This window comes from Finegoldia sp. P3-F-LR, from assembly GCF_052932165.1.
Map to the genome: position 1 here is coordinate 126,506 of NZ_JBRFJE010000002.1, position 22,074 is coordinate 148,579.

Sequence of the window (22,074 nt, forward strand, 5' to 3'; positions counted from 1 at the left end):
GGAGGGATAAGAATTTGAATAGAAAATTAGTAAGAAATATAGAAAAACAAAATAAACTTAGAGCTAAAAAAGAAGAGATAGAAATAGAATTGCAAGTTCTTGAAGAAGAACAAATAGAAATGGAAAACATGGAGGTCATCAAAGAATTTAGGTCTAGGGAAATCTCCTTAGATGAATTTTTAGATATTGTGAGAAAAAACAAGGAGGAAGAAAAAAGAGAAAAAGAAGAGATAAAGAACTTAAAAGAAGGAAGGACTTTAGTAGAAAATATAGAAAATAGCGAAGGAGAGATTATAGAATGAAAAAGTTAATAAGTATGTCATTGGCGCTTCTCATATTATTTGGAAGCGTCTTTAGCTTTGTAGGGACAAATATTGTTTATGCACAAGAGGAAGCCTGGACAGAGGAAGATTTTTTATATAGTTCACCAGGGAACATCATTGCCTATAGTGATCAAGGGATGGCCAAGCAAAAGAAAACCAAGACCTTAGTGTTTCCTGAAGGAACAAAATCAGTAAGAGGAAATTATTCCTTAGACCACATGGGAGACAAGGATAGATTTAATCGAGAATTTGGACGAGGAAAGGTTTATGATCTGGTTGTTTTTCCAGACTCCGTTACTTCTCTTGGCTACGCTAGCTTCTATACTGGGAAAATAGGAAAGGTTAAACTATCTCAAAACCTAAAAACTATCGGCGGTCTTGCTTTTTTCTCCTGTGAACTTAGTGAAGTGGATTTACCTGATACTTTGGTAAATATTGAACATAATGCTTTTGAAAGAAATAACCTCCAAGAAATAACTATACCGAAGTCTGTGAAGACAATTGAACAGTATGCTTTTTCAAGAAATAAACTGCACACTGTAAAAGTTTTAGGTAATCCAAATATTAACAGTAAGAGAGTATTCCATAATCAAGATGTTGAATATAGACCAAAACAAAATCCATTTTACGAAAATCATTTTGGTTTTAACGGAAATCAAGGATTTAAATTTATTCCTAATGGATTAAGGTATGAAAACGGAGAGTTTATCTTTGATAAGAGTGTAGATAGTGTAGAACTTGAATTTGATTATAACAATGATATGTATCAAGGAAAGATGACTATTTACAATCCAAATAAATATTCCATTGATACTCAAACAGATTTAACAGGGCAAGATATTGATGAAAAGGACAATAAGATTGATGATTTAACTAAAAACATTAAGGATTTAGAAAATCAAATCAAAGATTTAAATGATAAGAAACAAGAAGACCAATCAAAGATAGATGAATTAAAGGAAAAGTTAGAATCTTGCAAAGATAATGGAGAGAAACTAAAACAAGAAAAGGCTAAGTTAGAAGAAGAAATTAGAGATAAAGATAATAAGATTGATCAATTGAATAAAGAAATTGGGAATCTTAAAAATTCTAACAATGATGAACTAATAGCAGAAATTACTCAGCTTAAAGATGAATTAAAAAGATTACAAGATGAAAATGCAAAACTAAAAGAAGATTATTCATCTACAAAATGGGAGTTAGAAGCTGAGAAAGAAAAGACCGACAAAAACGAAAATAAAATCAAAGAAATGCAAGAAAAGCTTGAGTCTTTAGAAGGGGAACTTGCAAAGAAGACTAAAGAAATTGAGGATAAAGATAATAAAATCAAGGACTTAGAAAAAGCTATTGATGAAAAAGATACTAAGATAAAAGACCTAGAGTCTAAAAAGAAAGAAACAGAAAATTCTAAGTCAGAATGTTATAAGAAAATTGAAGAGCTTCAAAAGACTATTGATAGTTTAAAAGAAACTTCTGAAAATACAAAAAAAGAATTAGAAGATAAGATTAAAGAACTAGAAGAAAAACAAAAAGCTTCTGAAGAAGAAATTAAAAAGCTAAAAGAAGAATTAGATAAGAAAATCGAAGAAGCAAAGAAGTTAATCGAGGAAGCAAATAAAAAAGCGAAAGAAGAACTTGAAAAACAAGGTAAAGATGAAAAAGAGAAAAATCTAAACCAAGACTTATCTAAGAAATTAGATGAACTTCTAAAACTCCAAAAAGAAAACAAAGAGAATAAAGAAGATAAGAAATCTCAAGATAAGAAGTGGGACGAACTATTGAAAGCTGATGATAAGAACATCCTAAATCAATTTGATCTTAACAAGATGAAAGATCAAGATAAACAACAAGACAAAAAACAAGTTAAAGATGAAAAAGAATTTGCAGTTTTCCAAGTAGACAAAAACTTTTATAACATTATCACCAAAGATGGTAAGACAACAGTATATATGGATGTAAAAACTTATGTGGATCAAGGAAGAACTATGATTCCAGTAAGATATATTGCTTATACTCTAGGTTTTAATGTTGAGTATGATAACTCTACTCGTGAAGCTATTTTCTCAAATAAAGAGAATAATAACTTAGCCAAAAAGACATTAAGACTAAATATTGATACTGGTGTCATGAAAGATTCAGATGGAAAGGTCTACAATTCAGATGTTAAGCCCGTGATTATAAATGGAAGAATTCATGCTTCAATTTCAAATATTGCTAAAGCCTTTGGAGCAAGTCATGGAGATATTAAAGATGGAAAAGATCAAACCATTGAATGGGACAAAGACAAACAAGCTGTCTATGTCTTTAAACACGTAAAGTAAGGAGATATTTATGAGAAGAATAAAAAAGGGAGCAAGTCTAGTCTTGCTCCTTACCCTATTAATACTACCAATGAATGTTTTTGCTGGAACAGAGGGAGTAGTTAAAGAAAAAGGGCAAGAAATCTATGAACCTGAAAATCAAAAGGAAGGCTTAGACCAGCTTTTACAAAAAGAAGATCTTTACAGCCCTTCAAATGAAGAAATACCCTATCAAGATGTACCTAAAGTTCCGGAAAGGAAGGAAGAAAAAGTAAAACCAGTAAATGGAGGCAATGAAAAAGCCATTAATCCCCTTGCCACAAAAGAAAACAAGGCAAGGGGGACAGTTATTGAAAATGTTGACAGACAAGATAAAGACATTACCCCTAAAAAAGAAGATATTGCAGAAGAACAAAAGGAAGCAACATCCGTCAATCCTGAGCAGACAAATGAAAGTTCAAATCAGAAGCCTATAGATATGAGACAGTTTTTAACCTTTCAAACAAAGAGTGGAAAAACCTTTCACTTAATTGTAGACCATGGAGAACACGAGGAAAATGTTCAGCTATTGACAGAGGTGGGAGAACAGGATCTTCTGAACATGATAGAAGGAGAGTCGGATTTTAAGCCTAAAAAGGAAGAGGTAAAAAAAGTTGAACCTGAAAAAGTAGAAGAAGCTAAAGAAGAAGTCAAGGAGGAGAAAAAGTCAGGAGCAGGACTATACTTATTTGTAGGTTTGATTGTAGCAGGAGTTCTTGGAGCTGGCTACTACTTTAAGGTTTATAAGAAAGAGGAAGATGAAGAAGACGACACCATCTATGATGAATGGGAAGATGAATATGAACACGATGGGACAGAAAAAGATGAGGATTTCATCGACGAAGATCTTTTAGATGAAGACGAGCAAGATACCGAAATATTAGTTCCAGATGAAGATGACTTTGAATAAAACACAGCACAGTTGTCTTTTAATCTCGCATAGGATATAATATATACGATAAATCAAGACTATTATTTATAAGGCGGTGAAAAATGTCAGCTTTAAGTGAGAGTATTTTAGAAACTATAAAAAGTAATGGTGGAACCATTACCATAAAAGAAGCAGAGGAAAAGAATATTAGTCCAAAAAAATTACAGAGGATGGTAAAGCAAGGTAGCTTAGAGAGGGTTGCCAGAGGTCTTTATCTACATCCGGACTTTTTAGAAGATTCCTATTATATTTTTCAACATCGAGCACCTAAAGCTATTTTTTCTCATGAGACCGCCCTTTATCTTCACAAATTAAGTGACGAAAATCCCCATAAGATTATAGCAACGATTCCATCAGGATATAATACATCTATGATTAAGGAAAGAGACAAGTATCTTTTCTACTATTTGAAAGAAGATTTATGGGAAAAAGGACAAGAAAAAATCAAAAGTCCCTTTGGAAATTTGGTTTACGTATATACAAAAGAAATGACTTTAGTGCAAATGATTAGTAAGATTAACAGCTTAGATAAAGATCTCGTTCTTACAGCATTAAAAAGAGGATTAAAGAACGCAGAACTAGATAAACTTGAACTATTAAGATATTCTAAATACTTTAAGTGTGAAGAACAAATGAGAAACTATTTGGAGGTTCTTATATGATATTTACAAGTCCCAAACAATTAAAAGATAAAATTAGAAATGCAGAACAGAAATATAATCTTCCGGCAAATACACTTTTAAATTATTATATGATGGAACGCTTTCTTTGCAGACTCTCTAATAGCGAATATAGTGATAACTTTATTATTAAAGGGGGATTTCTAATCTCTTCCCTTATTGGGATAGACATGAGATCTACCATGGATATAGACACGACAATAAAAGGAATTCCTGTAAATGAAGAGTCAATTAGGAAGATAATTGAAGGAGTTATAAAAATAGATTTAGAAGATAATATTATCTGGGAAATTGAAAAAATACGCTCCATTCATGAGGCTGGAGAATATGACGATTTTCGAATAACTCTTATTGCAACATTTTTTAATATGCAAACACCCATAAAAATTGATATTACAACGGGAGATCGTATCATTCCTAAAGAGGTGGATTATAATTATCAACTTCTTTTTACAGATAAAAGTATCGACATTAAAGCTTACCCCTTGACCACAATTTTGGCTGAAAAGATAGAAACTATTTTATCAAGAAATGTTTTAAACACTAGAGCGAGAGATTACTATGATATATATATTTTAACAAAACTAAATCCTCAGTTAGACTATGAGGGGTTAAAGAAAGCTCTTACAATTAAGGCTGAGGAAAGGAATAGTTTGGAATATATACAAAATTCACAAAAATACCTGAAGGAGATTAAGGCAAGTAAAGAGCTTAAGGATGTATGGGATAATTATAGTAGAAAAAATCAGTACTCTAAAGAGATAGATTGGAATGACATATTAGCCACAATAAATGAAGTTCTTACCAAACTAAGTCTTTAAAGCTCGTATCAAAGAACAATAATACGAATATAAAGGACGAAAATGGAACTTTAATTTTATCCGTTTAAGGTATAAGAAATAGAGAATTCGTTTTTACAGTTTTGAAAAACTTAAATTATGAGGGTAAAAGTGAGGGTTAATGTGAAGGTCAAAATGAGGGATAAAATGTCGGTCAAAAATTAAAGCCTGACGATAGGCGTAAACAAATTATTAAGATTATCAAAGATAAGTCACAAATCACGGCTCAAGATTTATCAGAAATATTCTTCGTTTCAGAACTTACCATAAAGAGAGATTTAAAAATCTTAACAGATAAAAAAGTAATTGAATATATCGGAAGTGCAAAAGATGGCTATTGGATAGTTAAAAAATAGTATAGAAATAAAAAAATGATAATGATATATTAATAGAGGATCACGCCCTAACCATCCGTGCTGGGGCTTTTCTGTATACTTACAAGTTAAAAACATAATACGATAATTTAGGTGGTAGAGAGAAATTTCATCTATCGCCTTTTTTAATGCAAAGGAGGCAATATGCAACTAGTAATAACAGAGAAACCGAGTGTAGCAATGAGCATAGCTAAGGTTCTCGGTGTAAAGAATAGACAAAACGGATATATAGAAGGTAATAGTTACATCATAAGTTGGTGTGTAGGCCATTTAGTAGGATTAGTTTCTCCAGAAATTTACGATGAAAAATATAAGAAATGGGATATGGAAGATTTGCCCATATTTCCTAAAGAATTCAAACACTATGTACTTCCCAAGGTAAAAAAACAATTCTCCATCTTAAAAACACTAATGAACAGAAAAGACATTAATGAAGTCATAAATGCTTGCGATGCTGGAAGAGAAGGGGAACTCATTTTTCGACTTGTCTATAAGCAAGCAAAGTGTAAAAAAGACATAAAGAGACTATGGATTTCATCCATGGAAGACAGAGCAATTAAAGAAGGCTTCGAAAACCTAAAAGAGGGTCAGGATTACGATAATTTATTTGCCTCCGCTTACGTTAGGGCGAAGGCAGATTGGCTGGTAGGAATGAATTTAAGTAGGCTTTACTCCCTTTTATATAAACAAAATTATTCAGTTGGAAGAGTACAAACGCCGACCCTTGATTTAATGGTAAAAAGAGAGGGGGCAATTCAAAGCTTTAAAAAAGAGAAATACTATACAGTAGAACTTGATATAGATGACTTTTCTTTAACAACAGAAAGAATAGATAATCCCGATATCGCTGAACAGTTAAAAAACTTAGTTCCAGAGACCATAAAAATAGATCATGTAGAAGAAAAAGGAAAAATCACAAAACCAGATCTGCCCTTTGACCTAACTACACTACAAAGAGAATGTAACAGATATTTTGGCTATTCTGCCAAACAAAGCCTTGACTATGCCCAGAGTCTTTATGAGAAAAAACTGATTACTTATCCAAGGACGGATAGCAGGTATTTAACGGAGGATATGATTACAAGCCTTGTAAATAATATATTAGGAAAAAATGACTTTGATACGGATAGAATCAATGTCATTTTTAATTCCAAGAAAGTAACAGACCACCATGCCATTATCCCCACTGTAAGTGCAAACCTTGAAGAGATAGAGAACTTACCGGAAAGCGAAAAAAGAGTCTTTAAACTCATTAAAAATAAATTACATGCCAGCTTTTCCTATCCACTTAAAGAAAAACTCACCAAAATAATAGCTGAATTTGATGGATTTGAATTTACAACTAAAGGAAAGACAGTTATAGATGGAGGATTTACAAAATATCTAGAAGATTACAAGCCTAAAGATAAGAAAGACAATCCCCTCCCTATAGTCAATCCAGGAGATGAGTTTAGCATAAAAGAAAAAACCATAAAAGAAAAATACACCCAGCCTCCTAAGCCCTATACAGAAGAAAGCCTTTTAAAAGCCATGGAAATAGCAGGAAAAGGGGAGATAGACAAAGGTATTGAAGTGGAAAGAGTGGGACTTGGAACACCAGCCACTAGAGCAGGGATTATAGAGAACTTAATCTATAAGAAATACATCAAAAGAGAAGGTAAAAACCTTATTCCCACCCATTTAGGCTTGGCTGTTATCAGTATAGTGGCTAAGGAACTAAAAAATGCAAAACTAACCTCTGATTGGGAAACCAGCCTTTACTATATTTCGAAAGGCAAAAGCAGGGAGGAAGATTTCTTACAAGAGATTGAAGCATTTATTGCTAAGCAGATAGATCTCTATAAATGCGTAAATGAGCAATAAGCTAGCATAAAAGACACACAGGAAAGGAGAAAAATGGCAAGATACAATTTCAAGGAAGTAGCAGAGATATTAAACGCCACAAGAAAAGAGATAGCTAATCCAAGTTATTACACGGATTTTCTAAAAACCTTGGGCAATAACTATAAATATACTTACGCCCATCAACTAAGTATTTACTCTATAAGTCCCAATGCTACAGCTTGTGCAGAGTACGACTATTGGAAAAGCATTGGAAGAAGTGTAAAAAGAGGAGAAAAGGGCATCCCAATTCTAGACTTTGAAACAGGCAAGGTAAAATACCTTTTCGATGTACTACAGACGGTAAACTATCAAAACCATATTGCCGAAGTTAAGGTATGGGAATATAAAAGGAAAGACCACCTAAAAGCCTTAGATTATCTAATAGACGATACGGTTGGACTTAATAGCCTAAACTATTTATCGGAAGAGGAAAAAGTTTCTGCTCTAGCGGAAACTTATGTTAAAGGAAGCTATTATCAGATTTTAGATAGTCTATCAGAAGAAAGCTTGACCTATTACTCAAAAGTAAATCTAATAAATTTTTTAACAGAGTCTGTAAAAGTGGCAACGAGTGCCAGGATGGGCATAGGCTATATCCCTAATATGGAGAATCTAGAACTAATAGGCAGCTTATCCAACAAGGAAGATATGGACATCCTTTTAGGAAGCATTTCCCAAACCAACAAAAGTCTGCTCATAGATATAGGTAGAGCCATTACAAGAGAGGAATTTATTAAAAGAAACTTACAAAATGAAAATAGGGAGCAGACAAAAGGGCTTAAGGAGCGTTATAATACAATTACTAAAAATGAAACAGACCCAAATAAGGTTAAAAATATAGGAGGTAGTGAAGATGGCAGAGATGCTAACCATAGCGGGCAAAAAATATCAGAAACAAGGAGAGGAATACATTCCAACATTGAAAGAGACACCTTTCGAGAAAGAGGGAGGGACCTACCGACTGGAGATGGTAGACCAACACGAGATGATGATTCCCAATATCCAAATGCCGATAAAGCTAGACCTAGGAAAACTGAACAGCTTTGGCAGGGCAAGACTGAAATTTCTCAAGGAAAACAAGGAGAACAGCTATCAGATTATGATGATGGAAGAAAGACTAATGGACCATCTGATAGATATAGAGAATCAAGTGGAGGAATTTCTGAGACAGGAAGAAGGAAAAATGATGGAAAGCTGGGGACTGACCTTAGAAATGAAGAGTCAGGATCTGGAGAAATATCTGAAACTGAAGAAGAACATGGATATGGAACTACAGGAGATAGCGATGAAGGAAATCGTCCTAGTATAGAAGATGAACGACAAAAAAGGGAAGCTCAGGCTTCCTTTTTTAGTGAGAAAAATTCAGCAAGTCAAATTCGATTTACCAGTCCCATAAGTCAAGAAGAGATTGACCAATTTCTTATCCATGGAGGAAACATTGAAGGAGGCAGACTCCCTGTAATCGCTGAGTTTTCCAAGGGAAAGGATACTGAAAGTCAAATAGAATTTTTAAAGGAAAATTACCAAGGAGGAAATGGTCTTCTCATAGATGGCAGAGAGCTTTCAGCCTACTTTACAGATAGAGGAATGGCCCTTTCGGAAGGAAGAGAAATTGGAGACCCTCCTGATAAAGTTCTTTCTTGGGAAGAGATGGCTACAAGGATAAATGAACTCTTAGACAGGGGATACTTTGCAACAAATGTAGAAATAGACGAAAGCCAATCTTATGAAAGAAACCGTCTATCAGAGGCTATTCTCTTTATGTATAGGGATATAGCTGAAGATCATGAGGGCCAATACTTCACTTCTCTTTCAGCTTTGGTTACTGGAAGTTTTCCAGATAGTATGGAAGCTCTAAGTAAAGAATTAGAGGATAAGGATTTTAGGAATACACTTGTCCAAGAATATGAGGACTTTTTAATTGCTTATAAGCAAAATCCACAAATTCTAAGATTTCACTATCATAAGACGGAAGACTTATTAGAAAAACTTAAAGACCTTGATATTACAAGAAAAGATTATGTAAGCCTATTAAGAGATATTCAAAATCCTAATGCCTTTATCACTCAAGATGAAATTGATGATGTTTTAAGGGGAGGAAGTGGTTTCGTCCAAGGCAGGGAAAGAATATATAACTATTTTATAGAAGACCACAGTCTAAAGGAAAAGGCCGACTTTCTAAAGTCTGAATATGGGATAGGAGGCAGTTCTCCCGGGATTTCAGGAGATAGAAATAGTAACCAGTGGCATGATGGGAAAGGTATTAGATTAGAAAAAGAGTTCGCTCCTTCTATTGGTCTTAATTGGAACGAAGCAGCAAAAAGGATTACTAATTTAATAACAAAAGGCCAATACCTAGAAGCGAAAAAAGAAATTGGTATAGAAAGTCAAAACCAAGAACAAAAAGTAGAGACAAAGGTTAAAAGTGAAGAAGATCTACCTGCTACAGACGACCGTTTATATATTGAACAGGGCTTTGATGGAAGCAAGACCTACTATGTAGATGGAATATCCCTAGCCTATATGGAAGAAAACGGACGACTGGTTTTCTATGATGATCAAATAGACGACGAGTTTAAGGAAGAGTTAATAAGAATCGCTCACGAGATTCAACAGGCCTATCCTTTAGATTATATAGAGGACGGCATCGTCCTAGAAGGAATAAATGATACCTTCTATATCAAAGATAGAGAAACAATAAATGGTATCGAATACTATCTTCTAGAAAGTCAAAAGGAATACGAGGACGTTCCTAATCTTATTGTCAATAAGGCAAGGGAAATTATAGATGATGATATTGTAAATGGTTTTGATGAATTTAGAGAATTTCTTGAAGATAAGAGTCACGAGCAAGGGGAAGAAACCCAGTTAGACACCATAGCTGTAAAGGTCGGCCAATATTATGGACTTGTAGATAGGGAAGAGCTTAAAGATATTAAGCTTATCGCTGATGACAGAAGGGTCTATCCAGAGGACAATCTTAAAGGCCAAGTTTACCCACTATATAAGGGAGAGACTTTTGAAGATAGCCAAAAGATTGATGCCCTATTTGATCGTCTTGCCGTAGAAATGAAAGATACAAATCTTATGGATTTAAATGATCTTTTTTATATTGAAAACCAAGGTCTAAGGGAAATAGAGACGGATACAGTAACAAAAGAAATAGAGGGGATAGATTTTTATATCTCATCATTTGGCCAGCAGTTTCCAGACTATTCCAATGATATTTATGTTTCCAATAAAAACCTTGAAATAAACGGAGCCTATCAGTCTCTTGCTTATATTAATAAGGACAATGAAGTAAACTATAGATTTGAGCTTACAGGGGATATTAAAGAAGCTATTGAAGGCATAAGGGATAAAAAAGAAATCATCTCAAGGCTTATTCAAAAAGAGATAGAAGATCATCAGGTCTATTCCTTTGACCCACAAGGAGAAATCTTTACTTTAGACCATGTGGATGTGGAAGAAAACTTACTCAATCCACCGAAAAGTCTTCCCCAAGAAGAACAAAAGGGAGCTTATACAGAAGATCTTGCCCTAGATATGAAAGAATTGAAGTTAAAGCAGGTCCTTAAATGGAAGGACTATATTATTTCTGAAAACACAGCTATTTCTTATGACTCCTACAAGGAGATCCTTGATAATCTGCCCTATTTATTAGATGATGATCACAGGCAAGTCCTTCTTCAAGGCTACTTAAATGAACAAGTAGAGAAGGCTAAAGAAATGGAAGAAGATCTAGAGCCTATTTATAAGCTAGGCATGGAAGTTAGCTATGACGGCAAAGAATACACCATTACAGATATTAAAAAATATGAAGACTACAATACGATGACCTTAAAGGATAATGAAGAATATCTTGGTGGTTTTATTAAAAATAATGTTATTTTGCCTTATGGCAGAGAAAAAGATTTAAAGCTTAAAATCTTAAAAGAGCCAGAAAAGGAAATAAGTCAGTTAGATTTTAAGGACCTAATCGGACCTGGTGGACAAGAAGTTCAAGCTAAAAGCCTTGATTCTATAGAACGAATAAAAAACGTAGAGAAAGAGGAAACTAGGGAAGAAAAGTCGGATAAAAATCGAGATTCTGAAAGTATTGAAGAAGTAACCGATAAAGAAAACTACAAGATCGTTACCAGTAAAGATGAAATCTCTTTAACACCGTCAAAAAGGTTAGAAAACAACATTCAAGCCATAGGCTTATTAAAGACGATGGAAAAAGAAGGTCGAACAGCTAGTGATGAAGAAAAAGACATCTTGGCAGGCTATGTAGGTTGGGGTGGCTTGGCAGATGTCTTTGACGAAGAAAAAGAAGGACAGTGGCTAGAGGCAAGGAACTTCTTAAAGGAAAATCTCACAGAAAAAGAATACGAAGATGCCAGAGCTTCCACTCTTACCGCTTTTTATACACCAAATTTTGTTATAGAAAGTATTTATTCCACCCTATCCAAGATGGGCTTTAAAGAAGGAAATATATTAGAGCCATCCCTGGGCACAGGTAGATTTATAGGTAATCTTCCAGAAAGTATGGAAAAATCAAAAATCTATGGCACAGAGTTAGACCCCATCTCAGGAAATATTGCCAAGATTCTATATCCAAAAGCTAATATAGAAATTAAAGGCTTTGAAGAAACTAATTATTCCAATAATCTATTTGATCTTGCCCTAGGCAATGTTCCCTTTGGTGAATATAAGATAAATGATCGTGACTATGAGAAAAACAACTTCTTCATCCACGATTATTTTTTTGCCAAAACTTTAGACAAGGTAAGAGATGGAGGTATAATCGCCTTTATCACTTCTTCAGGCACCATGGATAAAAAGAATGAAGATGTAAGAAGGTACATCTCAGAAAGGGCGGAATTTCTAGGGGCTATAAGACTTTCCAACACCACCTTTAAAGGAGAAGCAGGAACAGAGGTTACTTCAGACATTATCTTTTTGAAGAAAAGGGATAGGCTCTTAAAGATAGACGAAGACTGGCAGAGTTTAGAAACAGATAACCAAGGCCTTACCTATAACAAGTATTTTGTAGAACACCCTGAAATGATTATGGGAAAAATGGAGGAAGTATCGGGACCTTTTGGCAAGACACTAACCTGTATTGATACAGAAGACAACTTAAAAGAAAAGCTAAAAGAAGCCATTTTAAACATTGAAGGGACCTATGAGGAAATGGAAAGGGAAGAAGTATTCCAAGAGGCAAAAACCCTACCGGCAGATGATAGGGTCAAGAATTTTTCCTATACCCTAATTGATGACAAGGTATATTTTCGAGAGCAATCCTTGATGTTTGAAAAAACCTTAAGTGAGAAGGATAAAAATAAGGTTAAGGCTTATATAACTGTAAATGATGCTCTAAGAGAGTTAATTGACCGCCAAAAATATGACTTCACAGATGAAGAAATAAAAAAATCTCAAGCTAAGTTAAATAGGGTTTATGATGAGTTTAATAAGGACTACGGAAGATTAAACAGTAGGGAAAACTCAAGGCTATTTAGGGAAGACAGCAATTACTCCCTCCTATCTTCCATTGAGAACCTAGATAAAGAGGGAAACTTTATCGGCAAGTCCGACATCTTTACAAAGAGGACGATAAAAAAGCAACAAGTTATTGACCATGTGGACAATAGTCAAGATGCTCTAATCCTATCTGTAAGCAATATGGGAAATATTAACTTCCCCTATATGGGAGATTTGACAGGTAAAGATCGAAAGACCCTTATAAATGATTTAAGAGGGGAAATCTTTTTAAACCTTGACAGCTACAATCCAAAAGATCTAGACCCCTTTAAAACCGCCTTGGAAGATGATGACTTTGCTAGAGCCTATGTAACGGCAGATGAATATTTGAGTGGCAATATTAGAAAAAAGATAGACGTCTTAAATTCCTATATAGAAAATATCGAAAAAGAACTCTCTCAAGAAGAAAGAAACAAGGTTGCCATAAGTTCGGACTACACTATTTACAGTCTAGAGGAAAAAGAAGCCTTAAGAGAGGAACTCAACCAGCTAAACTATCAAAAAGAAAAACTAAAAGAAGTTATGCCTAAGGCCTTGGAAGCGGGGGAAATTTCTGTTCGTTTAGGGGCTACTTGGATAGAGCCTGAAGTTTATGAAGAGTTTATGTTTCATCTTTTAAAGACACCAGGTTACGAAAGATATAATATCCACTTGAGATATACAGAAGTAACGGGAGAATGGAGAGTTGAGGGTAAAAGTTCGGATAAATCCAACGACCTTGCCAATCTAACCTATGGAACAAGTAGGGCTAATGCCTATCGACTGATAGAAGATACGTTAAATCTAAAAGAGACAAAGATCTATGATCGCTTTGAAGAAGATGGGAAAAAGGTATCTGTTCTAAACAAGGAAGAAACCATGTTAGCCGGACAGAAGCAAGAAATCATAAAGGACGAATTTAAGGATTGGATTTTTGAAGAACCAAATAGGCGTAATCGACTGGTTAATAAATACAATGAACTTTTTAATTCCACAAGACTTAGGGAATACGATGGAAGCAATTTAATCATGGAGGGAATGAATCCTGAAATTGAGTTAAGAGTTCATCAGAAAAATGCTATTGCCAGAAGTCTTTACGGAGGTAATACCCTACTAGCCCACGAAGTGGGAGCAGGAAAGACCTTTGAAATGATAGGTATTGCCATGGAAGGAAAAAGACTGGGGCTTCATAATAAGTCTCTATTCGTAGTTCCCAACCATATTACAGAGCAGTTTGGCAGGGAGTTTATGCAACTTTACCCAACGGCAAATATCCTTGTAGCTACTCAGGAAGATTTTCAACCAGCTAAGAGAAAGAGATTTTGTGCTCGTATAGCGACTGGCGGTTATGACGCCATCATCATTGGCCATTCCCAATTTGAGAAAATTCCCATGTCTAAGGAAAGACAGGAATATGAAATCCAAAGTCAAATTGATGAAATATTGGACTATATAGAAGAATATAAAAGGGATAGAGACCAAAGATTTACCGTTAAGCAATTAGAAAAGACCAAGAAAAAATTAGAAACCCGACTTAAGAAATTAAATGATGACTACAAAAAAGATAGTGTAGTTACCTTTGAAGAATTAGGTGTTGATAAGCTCTTTGTAGATGAAGCCCATGCTTATAAAAATCTCTATTTATTTTCAAAAATGCAAAATGTAGCGGGCATATCTAATACCGATGCTAAGAAGTCTTCAGATATGTTGATGAAATGTCGCTATATGGATGAAATCACCGACAATAAGGGGATTGTCTTTGCTACAGGAACGCCAGTTAGTAATAGTATGGCAGAACTCTATACCATGCAGAGATATTTGCAATATGACAGGCTTAAGGAAATGGGTTTAAATCATTTTGACTCTTGGGCCTCTACTTTTGGGGAAACTATAACCGCCATAGAACTTGCTCCTGAGGGCAACGGCTACCGAGCAAAAACTCGTTTCGCCAAGTTCTACAACCTTCCAGAACTTATGAATACGGTAAAGGAATTTGCAGATATTAAGACTTCAGATGTTTTAAATTTACCAGTACCAGAAGCCCACTATGAAACCATTAAGACGGAGCCAAGCCAAGAACAAATGCTTATATTGGAAAGCCTTTCTGAAAGGGCTGACAAGGTAAGAAACAAGCAGGTGGATTCAACTGTTGACAATATGTTAAAAATAACGGGAGATGGGAAAAAACTAGCCTTAGACCAAAGGCTTATGAATCCATTGCTACCAGACGATGAACATTCAAAAGTAAATACCTGTGTGAAAAACACATTTAGCATCTGGGATAAATATAAGAATCAAAGATCAACTCAGCTTATCTTTTGCGATATGTCCACACCAAGGTCTGATGAGTTTAATGTTTATGATGATATTAAGAAAAAGCTAATGGATATGGGTGTACCTGAAAGAGAGATAGAATATATACACTCTGCAAAAAACAACAAAGAAAAGGACGCTATTTTTGACAAGGTAAGAAAGGGAGAAATAAGAGTCCTTCTTGGCTCAACTCAAAAAATGGGTTCAGGAACCAATGCTCAAAACAAGCTTATCGCCATTCATGACCTTGATATACCATGGAGACCCGCTGATTTACAGCAAAGGGCGGGAAGAATAGTAAGGCAGGGCAATGAAAATAAAGAAGTGCATATCTTTCGTTATGTTACAGAAAATACTTTTGATGCCTATCTATTCCAAACTCTAGAAAATAAACAAAAATATATTTCTCAAATCATGACCAGTAAAACCCCTGTTAGAGTGGCAGAAGATGTAGATGAGGCAACCCTAAATTACGCTGAAATCAAAGCCCTTGCTACAGGCAATCCTCTAATTAGGGAAAAGATGGATTTAGATAATGAAGTATCTAAGTTAAAAATTTTGGAATCCAATTTTAAAACCAATAGATACAAGCTTGAAGATAAGGTCTATAAAGACTATCCCAAGGAGATAGAAAAACTAAAAATTCAAATAGAACATATTAACAAGGACATCTCAAACACAGAGAAATTAAATGAAAGCGAAAATAAGTTTACTTCTATTATGGTAGATGGGGTCAAAGAAAGTGACAAGAAACGAGCTGGGGAGTTACTTTTACAGAAAATAAAATCTCTAAAAGTGGGAGAAGACAAGGAAGAAAAGTTAGCGGATTATCGAAACTTTGAGATCTATGGTAAGTATAATTCCTTCTTTAATTCCTATACAGCGATTGTTAAAGGACAAGGAAAGTATTATGGAGAATTTGGTACGGATACCCTGGGAAATATAACCAGACTAGACAATATCTTGGATAAGCTTCCTGAAAGACTGGAAGACACAAAGACCAAGCTAGATACTGTTGAAAAGCAACTTGAAACGGCGAAACTTGAAATCCAGAAAGACTTTCCACAAAAAGATTTGCTCATGGAGAAAAACCTTAGACTCTTGGAAGTTAATAAATTATTAGACCTAGGTCAAAGGGAGGCAGAGGTACAGGCAGATCCTTTGCTTGATGAAGTAAAGGGAGAAATAATAAACTTTCTTAATAGAGAATATGAAGAGGAAAACACAGTAGAAGATTTTGATAGGCTCTTTCCTGACATAGAAAATATTGGCCTAGCCTATACGACTACACCAGATGAAAACCATGAGATACAAACCACGCTTGACCTTAAAAACTACAAATTAAATCAATATGTAGACAACACTTTAGTTTACAGCCAAGCCTTTACTTTTGACCCAGAAGATGCCAGTAGCACTAAGGAATTAGCCCAAATAGCTGCTCATATAGGTCTATGGGATTTTCAAGAACTTGTCTATGTAGATGAGGAGAATCTTAAAAGTGTTTTAGGTCTTGAAATAGATGATAATGGCAATTTCTATGACCCCCTTTCTAAGGACATGGATTTAGATGGAGTAATAGACCGATATGATGCTGATTTTCGAGATAATCAGGTACAGGAAATCGGAGACTTGAATGAAAAAGATAGGAATAAGAACTCAATACTAGAAAAAATTAATGAGTATAATGAGTATAAAGAACAAATTGAGCACAGAGATAATAAGAAAGAAAAATCACAAAATTTAGAATCCCAACTCAGAGAGGAGGGCGTTCGTGGAGCCTTGTAAAGAAGATGTAGGAATTAATAAAGGAGAAAAAGAATTTCTAAAATTCAAACAAGAAATTAAAAAATTAGATAGGAGCAATGAGAAGGTTTTTAAAGATATGGACATTAAGCTAGTAATAGCTAAGGTCTTAAATGAAGAGAGTTTTAAAATAATACAGGATATTTGGATTGAATTAGAAAATAAAAACCTTATTCATGAAATTTGCAAGGATATAGAAATAAGGATTAATGAAATCAACCAGTAAAGAAATCAAAAGAGGAGGAAATAATGAACTTACAGAAAGGCGATACGATAAGGACCAGTTTATCTGATAACACTATTGTTTTAGATATTGAAGACAATCGAGCCACACTATTTACAGGCAATCAGTTTGTAGTGGTAGGAGGTATAGACTTTAATGAAAAGAAAGGTATCTTTGAATGGCAGGGAGGAAGATCTGCCGATTCAATAGATAAAGTACCTTTAGTCAAGATTGACGACTTTAGAAAAATGAAAGACTTGCTTTCTGATTTAATGGACAATAGCTATGAGAACTTTGTAAAGGCCATGGTTTCAATTGAAAGCGGGATTGAAAACAAAGAAGCCCTACAAAACGCTTATGACAATTATATGAACGATGACATTATGGGATTAATTGACGATAATTTTGCAAAATATCTTGATGATTATTCATTAGAAAATGAGCAAAGTCAAGAGATAGAAAAAGAAGAAAGGGTTAGTAGTCCTATAAACAAAGAGGATAATAAAGTTTCAAAGGAGAAAGAAAATATGCCAGAGGAAAAAAAAGAAAAAGAAAGCCAAAGTATTACAGGGAATTTGACGGATGATCCCAAAATTTCAGAACATACTAGTAAAGACGGGAGAAACTTTAAAGTGGCCTCCTTTTCTATAGCCAGTAATGACAAAGATGGGAATGTAAAATTTACTAACTGCTATGCTTATGATAATAAAATTGAAAAAGTTGAAAATCTTAAGAAGGGAGACTTTGTTTCTCTTTTAGGAAAGATGCAAGTGTCACAATCTAAAGAAGGAAAAAGCTATGAAAACTTTAAAGTTTATGGAGTGAAAATTTTAAAAGAAAAGAAGAAAGAATCGGTGATTGGAAATATGAATAAATTTAAAGAAAAATCCAAGGTAAATAATAAAGGGGAAAGAAAAAATAAGGTAAAAGAAAATGAAATCTGATAAAATATATCTTATGGCTTAGATATATAATCATAATAATTGAAATAAAACTATAATATCATGTATATTTGAATTTTGAGAGGAGGGGTTCTCAATAGTACACAGGGAATTTGCAGAAGAAAATTATCTAGAGGCAATTTACATTTTATATAAAAACCATAGAGAAGTTAGAAGCATTGATATTGCAAACTATCTAGAGGTTGCCAGATCAACTGTTCATCAGATGTTAAGAAAGCTGGTAGACAAGGGCTATATCCTTTATGAAGAAGATAAAATAGTACGATTTACAGAAGAAGGAGAAAAGATAGCTAAGGGCATATACGAAAAGCATCTTTATTTGACAAAACTATTAATTGAAATTGGAATCGAGCAAAAACGAGCGGAGGAAGAAGCGTGCCAAATCGAACATATAATCTCTGAAGATAGCTTTCAAAAAATTAAAAAATATTTTGTCAATAAAATTTAAGATTTTAAAACAAGGTACATGTGAGGGAATCTTCACGTGTGCCTTGTTTTTTTATTGAAAGAAAATAAAAAATATAAAAAATTAATAAAAGCATAAAAAAGCGAAAGCTATTGATGCAAGTTACTGTATGCAAACTTACTCATAACTACTACACATAATGAAAGTAGAAAAAACCTCTGTACCTAATCAAAAGATTATTTATCCAATAATCTTTCAATATAAATCTGAAACATGAGATATTCTACTTGTAAATTTTAGAAAATGAAAAAGTTTTAGTGAGAGTACAACAAAACAAAGTATTGATATTAAGTATCAATTATAGTATAATGTGATTGAGTTAGGTGTGGCTAACACAAAATAAACAAAAACTCCTTTTAACAGAGAGTTAATTTTTGCAAAGAGGTGTGATATGTCAAAGTGGTTTGAATGCATTAATAAAGATACATATAAGGAAAACAAAAAAGCTAATCTTTTTATCTTTCCTTTTGCCGGAGGTGGTGTCTCTGTCTTTAGAAAATGGGGAGATCAATTTAACAATATAGGAGTTTATGTTGCTCAATACCCTGGAAGAGAATCTAGATTCGGAGAAAGAGCAATAGACAATATAGAGGAGTTAGTGTATGAGCTATTTTACAGTTTAAGAGAAAACCTGGATACCCAAACACCATACTATCTATTTGGTCATAGCATGGGTACAAAGATTGTTTATGAACTGACATTAAGGATAAAAGAAAGCGACTTACCAAACCCCAAAGGAATAATTATATCTGCTGGTCGTGCGCCTTGTTACAAGGAGCCAAACCCTATATATCACCTTGATGATGAAGGATTTATAGAAGGATTAAGAAGATATGACGGAACACCAGATGAAATTTTAGATAACAAAGATCTAATTAGCATATTTCTTCCGACTCTAAGAGCAGATTTTATTATAGATGAGGATTATCAAGATAAAAAATATGAAAAAGTTGATAGCAACATCCTTGGTTTGATGGGGGACATTGACGAAGAAATGAAGTTGGATGAGTTATTGAAATGGTCGGAATATACAACTAAAAGCTTTTCGTATAAATATATTCCAGGTAAGCATATGTTTGTTAATACTTCTGAGAATAACGTAATAGAAGCTATAAAAGAATTTGTTGGCTTAGATGAAAGTTTATAAGATTGAACTTTTAACGAAAGATGACTTTTATAAGTTTGGAAAATTAGATGAAAGATTCTATTTTTATGACGTCATGTTAGTTGTGGCTAACACAAATGAAATTAAAATTAGAGATCTTGAGAGATGGCTAAGTAAGAGCGAAATAAAAAGATCGAAATCTTACGTATCTGAAATTGCAAAGATAAATTTTGTGATATCCAGAGTCATTGTAAACATCGCCTTTAAAGAAATTCTTAAAGCCGACATTGAAAATCTTAACTTTCAAAGAGACAGTAACAACAAGCCTTTCATAGAAAATCCGCAAGGGATTAAATTTAATATATCTCATACAGATGGATGTGTGATAGCGGGATTTTCAAAAAGAGAAATAGGTGTAGATGTAGAAAAAATCAATAAAAGATTTAGCTTTCAAGATATTTTAAAAGAGTGTTTTGTAGAAAAAGAAATAAATCTAATTAGAAATAAACATACACTGTTTTTTAAGTATTGGACTGCAAAAGAAGCATACTTAAAATGGGAAGGCAGCGGTCTATTAAGAGACCCAAAAGAAATAGAAATACTTTATGCGGATGAGAGTTTGATAAAAATCAGAGATAAAAAGATTAAAAAAGTCAAAACGTTAAAACCCATTGAATTATTTAAAGATTATGTAGGTGCGCTTTGTACATCGGAGGAAATATGAATATAGAGTTAAAAGAAAAGTTAGAAAAATTCTATGATGAAAATGTCTGGGAGCATATAACAATAGGTGAGTTTATAAGTGAGTGTGCAAACAAATATGGAGACAAAATAGCTGTAGTAGATGATGAAAAGGAATACTCGTACAAAGATCTGGAGGCATCGTCCATTAGATGTGCAAATGGACTTTTGAAGGTGGGTTTTAAGCCTGGAGATAAAATCGTATTGCAACTTCCTAACTGCTATGAGTTTATTGTAATAATGTTTGCCATGTTCAAAATAGGTGTGATACCAGTATTGAGTCTACCAGCTCATAGAAAAAATGAAATAAAGGGAATTATCGAAAAATCAGAAGCAAAAGCTTATATATCGATGGATAAGTATTTGGGGTTTTCATATGTGGACATGATTCGTGACATAAGAAGAGAATTACATCATAGCATTGAGGTTTATATTCTTGGCGATAGTCAAGAGTATAAAAATTTTTTAATATTAAACGATAATATAGATCAATTAAAGCAGAAAAAATTAGATTACAAAACTCTTTGCCTGCTACTACTGTCAAGTGGAACTACCGATACTCCTAAGTTAATTCCAATCAGAGACTGTGAATTGCTTTGTGCGGCAAGGGACATAGGTAATAGACTGTGCTTTTCATCAAAAACAAAATATCTTGTATCTCTAAGCATATCTCACAAATTTGCTTTAGCATATCCAGGAATCATAGGTACATTTTACTATGGAGGAGAAATAATTTTGTGTAAAACCTCTAGTCCTGATGAAATATTGTCAAAAATAGAATATACAAAACCAACAGTTACAGCTTTAGTTCCTACTTTGGCTAATTTATGCATTGAATACCTCGCACATGGAAATTTTGAAAATTCAACATTAGAAGTATTACAAATTGGAGGTTCAGTCTTAAATGGGAGAAATGCAAAGGAAATTGAAAATAAGTTTCGTTGTCCAATTTCCCAGCTATATGGCATGACGGAAGGGCTTGTTACTTGCACTCAAGCAGATGATGAGGTAGAAATAAGGCATTATACGCAAGGAAAACCCGCTTCGATTTACGATGATGCTAAAATCGTTAACGAGGAAGGTAAATGTGTTGCTGACGGAGAATTTGGAGAACTATGCATAAGAGGACCCTATACTATCTATGAATATTACAAGCTAAATGAATTCGAGAATAATAAGCTCATTGATTCAGAGTTATATTTTAAAACTGGGGACAGGGCTCGAAGATTGCCAGACGGAAATTATCAAATAACTGGAAGATTGGATCAGATTATAAATAAAGGCGGAGAGAAAATCAATCCTTCAGAATTGGAGAATTTATTACTTGAACGAGAAGACATTGCTGAAGTGCGAATTATAGGCGTACCCGATAAGATTTTAGGGCAAAAAATTTGTGTTTTCATACTTAAAAAAAACGAAGACATAGATTTAATTGATTTAATTTCATTTCTTAAGAAAAAGAATTTAGCTGAATTCAAAATGCCTGATATGCTAAAAAAATTACAAGAGTGGCCATTGACGGGGACAGGAAAAATTAATAAGAAAGAACTATTGAAGCTGGCTATGTATGATTAATAAGAGGTGCT

The 22,074-nt window shown here is 33.9% G+C and carries 14 protein-coding genes and 1 pseudogene; all 15 read left to right on the forward strand.

What is annotated here, in order from left to right:
- Window positions 1–14: 14 nt before the first annotated feature.
- A complete protein-coding gene (locus ACU68U_RS01660; protein ID WP_446762587.1) occupies window positions 15–302 on the forward strand; it encodes a hypothetical protein in 288 nt (95 codons plus the stop codon).
- Complete coding sequence (locus ACU68U_RS01665) at window positions 299–2,644, forward strand: leucine-rich repeat protein (protein WP_446762588.1); 2,346 nt, start codon at window positions 299–301, stop codon at window positions 2,642–2,644. Before ACU68U_RS01660 ends, ACU68U_RS01665 begins: the two co-directional genes overlap by 4 nt.
- A 10-nt stretch (window positions 2,645–2,654) precedes the next feature.
- Window positions 2,655–3,572, forward strand: a complete 918-nt coding sequence (locus ACU68U_RS01670) for a CD1107 family mobile element protein (RefSeq protein WP_446762589.1) — start codon at window positions 2,655–2,657, stop codon at window positions 3,570–3,572.
- 83 nt (window positions 3,573–3,655) lie between these two features.
- A complete protein-coding gene (locus tag ACU68U_RS01675; protein ID WP_446762590.1) occupies window positions 3,656–4,255 on the forward strand; it encodes a type IV toxin-antitoxin system AbiEi family antitoxin domain-containing protein in 600 nt (199 codons plus the stop codon).
- Entirely contained in the window at window positions 4,252–5,094 is an 843-nt protein-coding gene (locus ACU68U_RS01680) for a nucleotidyl transferase AbiEii/AbiGii toxin family protein (protein ID WP_446762591.1), read from the forward strand. The genes ACU68U_RS01675 and ACU68U_RS01680 overlap by 4 nt, the downstream gene beginning before the upstream one ends.
- Window positions 5,095–5,294: 200 nt before the next feature.
- Window positions 5,295–5,468, forward strand: a pseudogene (locus ACU68U_RS01685) (DeoR family transcriptional regulator); the annotation flags it as partial.
- Between the two features lie 162 nt (window positions 5,469–5,630).
- Window positions 5,631–7,349: a DNA topoisomerase 3 gene (locus tag ACU68U_RS01690; RefSeq protein ID WP_446762592.1), complete on the forward strand. Its 1,719-nt coding sequence runs from the start codon at window positions 5,631–5,633 to the stop codon at window positions 7,347–7,349.
- A 1,027-nt stretch (window positions 7,350–8,376) separates the two neighbouring features.
- Window positions 8,377–8,679 carry a TnpV protein gene (locus ACU68U_RS01695; protein ID WP_350338366.1) on the forward strand — a complete coding sequence of 101 codons (303 nt, stop codon included), beginning with the start codon at window positions 8,377–8,379 and terminating at the stop codon, window positions 8,677–8,679.
- 1,214 nt (window positions 8,680–9,893) lie between these two features.
- The gene (locus ACU68U_RS01700; RefSeq protein WP_446762598.1) at window positions 9,894–16,973 is read left to right on the forward strand and encodes a helicase-related protein; all 7,080 of its coding nucleotides are present in this window, start codon (window positions 9,894–9,896) and stop codon (window positions 16,971–16,973) included.
- Window positions 16,960–17,217, forward strand: coding sequence for a hypothetical protein (locus tag ACU68U_RS01705; RefSeq protein ID WP_282924724.1), 258 nt, complete (start codon window positions 16,960–16,962; stop codon window positions 17,215–17,217). Before ACU68U_RS01700 ends, ACU68U_RS01705 begins: the two co-directional genes overlap by 14 nt.
- 23 nt (window positions 17,218–17,240) lie before the next feature.
- Window positions 17,241–18,158 carry a single-stranded DNA-binding protein gene (locus ACU68U_RS01710; RefSeq protein WP_446762593.1) on the forward strand — a complete coding sequence of 306 codons (918 nt, stop codon included), beginning with the start codon at window positions 17,241–17,243 and terminating at the stop codon, window positions 18,156–18,158.
- Between the two features lie 94 nt (window positions 18,159–18,252).
- A complete protein-coding gene (locus ACU68U_RS01715) occupies window positions 18,253–18,624 on the forward strand; it encodes a metal-dependent transcriptional regulator (RefSeq protein ID WP_282924736.1) in 372 nt (123 codons plus the stop codon).
- Window positions 18,625–19,033: 409 nt separating this feature from the next.
- The gene (locus tag ACU68U_RS01720) at window positions 19,034–19,789 is read left to right on the forward strand and encodes a thioesterase II family protein (protein ID WP_282924722.1); all 756 of its coding nucleotides are present in this window, start codon (window positions 19,034–19,036) and stop codon (window positions 19,787–19,789) included.
- A complete protein-coding gene (locus tag ACU68U_RS01725; protein WP_282924721.1) occupies window positions 19,776–20,471 on the forward strand; it encodes a 4'-phosphopantetheinyl transferase family protein in 696 nt (231 codons plus the stop codon). Before ACU68U_RS01720 ends, ACU68U_RS01725 begins: the two co-directional genes overlap by 14 nt.
- Window positions 20,468–22,063, forward strand: coding sequence for an AMP-binding protein (locus ACU68U_RS01730; protein WP_282924720.1), 1,596 nt, complete (start codon window positions 20,468–20,470; stop codon window positions 22,061–22,063). The genes ACU68U_RS01725 and ACU68U_RS01730 overlap by 4 nt, the downstream gene beginning before the upstream one ends.
- The last annotated feature ends 11 nt before the right edge of the window (window positions 22,064–22,074 follow it).

Coding starts and splice junctions, on each gene's coding strand:
- ACU68U_RS01720 (WP_282924722.1), top strand. CDS start 19,034: ATGTCAAAGTGGTTTGAATGCATTAATAAAGATACATATAAGGAAAAC.
- ACU68U_RS01730 (WP_282924720.1), top strand. CDS start 20,468: ATGAATATAGAGTTAAAAGAAAAGTTAGAAAAATTCTATGATGAAAAT.
- ACU68U_RS01670 (WP_446762589.1), top strand. CDS start 2,655: ATGAGAAGAATAAAAAAGGGAGCAAGTCTAGTCTTGCTCCTTACCCTA.
- ACU68U_RS01695 (WP_350338366.1), top strand. CDS start 8,377: ATGCCGATAAAGCTAGACCTAGGAAAACTGAACAGCTTTGGCAGGGCA.
- ACU68U_RS01665 (WP_446762588.1), top strand. CDS start 299: ATGAAAAAGTTAATAAGTATGTCATTGGCGCTTCTCATATTATTTGGA.
- ACU68U_RS01710 (WP_446762593.1), top strand. CDS start 17,241: ATGAACTTACAGAAAGGCGATACGATAAGGACCAGTTTATCTGATAAC.
- ACU68U_RS01675 (WP_446762590.1), top strand. CDS start 3,656: ATGTCAGCTTTAAGTGAGAGTATTTTAGAAACTATAAAAAGTAATGGT.
- ACU68U_RS01700 (WP_446762598.1), top strand. CDS start 9,894: ATGGAAGAAAACGGACGACTGGTTTTCTATGATGATCAAATAGACGAC.
- ACU68U_RS01725 (WP_282924721.1), top strand. CDS start 19,776: ATGAAAGTTTATAAGATTGAACTTTTAACGAAAGATGACTTTTATAAG.
- ACU68U_RS01680 (WP_446762591.1), top strand. CDS start 4,252: ATGATATTTACAAGTCCCAAACAATTAAAAGATAAAATTAGAAATGCA.
- ACU68U_RS01690 (WP_446762592.1), top strand. CDS start 5,631: ATGCAACTAGTAATAACAGAGAAACCGAGTGTAGCAATGAGCATAGCT.